General features: G+C 51.9%; 2 protein-coding genes. Both read left to right on the top strand.

Going from position 1 to position 872, the window contains the following annotated elements; all coding sequences use genetic code 11:
- Positions 1-50: 50 nt before the first annotated feature.
- Positions 51-248, top strand: coding sequence for a DUF6900 domain-containing protein (locus AK963_RS29785; RefSeq protein WP_066018812.1), 198 nt, complete (start codon positions 51-53; stop codon positions 246-248).
- Entirely contained in the window at positions 245-709 is a 465-nt protein-coding gene (locus AK963_RS29780) for a DUF3489 domain-containing protein (RefSeq protein ID WP_066018811.1), read from the top strand. The genes AK963_RS29785 and AK963_RS29780 overlap by 4 nt, the downstream gene beginning before the upstream one ends.
- The last annotated feature ends 163 nt before the right edge of the window (positions 710-872 follow it).

The raw sequence follows: 872 nt of genomic DNA, 5'->3' as shown, positions 1-872 counted from the left end.
TAGAGCCTAACTGTACATAACAACAACAAATCAACCGAAAGGACAAGCCCATGAACAAACGCATCGAAAAAGTCCTGGAAGCCATCGCCAGAAAGCATCGACTGTTCGATACCCTGAGCGAACAGAATACCTCCGAAGATTTCAATGAAGTCGCTGTCTGGTGCGTTAGAAGCGCCCTGGAAGAGGCTTACCTGCAAGGCATCAACGATGGACAACAAAAATCCAAAAAAGAAGGAGAGACACCATGAAACACGACAAACTCACCCAAGCCCAAGAAAACGTGCTGCAACAAGCCGCCAAAACCGGAACACTGAACGCCTCCGATCTCACCATCAAAGGGGGAGCCCGGAAGAAAGTGTTAGAGAGCCTGACCAGTCGGGGCTTCCTGATTTCCCTGAAAGAACCCAATACCTACGACATCAGTCCGCAGGGCAAAGCGGCTGTTGGTTTCGAGGATAAACCAGCCTCTAAAGACAAGGGCAAGATTCGCACTGGCACCAAGCTGCATACCGTGATTGAACTTCTGGCCCGCCCGGAAGGTGCCGCCATTGAAGAAATCATGGACAAGACCGGCTGGCAGAAGCACACAGTCCGAGGCACTTTCGCCGGTGCCCTGAAAAAACGACTGGGGCTGACCATCGAATCGGAGAAACCGGAAGGTCAGGACCGAATCTACCGGATCACCGCCGGACTGGAGGCCGTCTTATGAGCACCCGGTCAAGAATAGCGAGGCTGCTGGATGACTGCAGCTATCGCTCCATCTACTGCCACTTCGATGGGGATCGGGTTGGCCAGATCCTCAGGCAGTATTTCTCCAGTGAGAATGATGCCAGGGCAATTATCAATCTTGGTGATATTTCAGGCATTGATAA

This window comes from Endozoicomonas atrinae, assembly GCF_001647025.1.
GTDB classification, from domain to species: Bacteria; Pseudomonadota; Gammaproteobacteria; order Pseudomonadales; family Endozoicomonadaceae; genus Endozoicomonas; species Endozoicomonas atrinae.
Note: the sequence above shows the minus strand (reverse complement) of the source record. Positions and strands in the feature narration are given on the sequence as shown.

What these genes read in the sequence shown, in the direction of transcription:
- AK963_RS29785 (WP_066018812.1), top strand. Translation starts at nt 51, where the DNA reads ATGAACAAACGCATCGAAAAAGTCCTGGAAGCCATCGCCAGAAAGCAT.
- AK963_RS29780 (WP_066018811.1), top strand. Translation starts at nt 245, where the DNA reads ATGAAACACGACAAACTCACCCAAGCCCAAGAAAACGTGCTGCAACAA.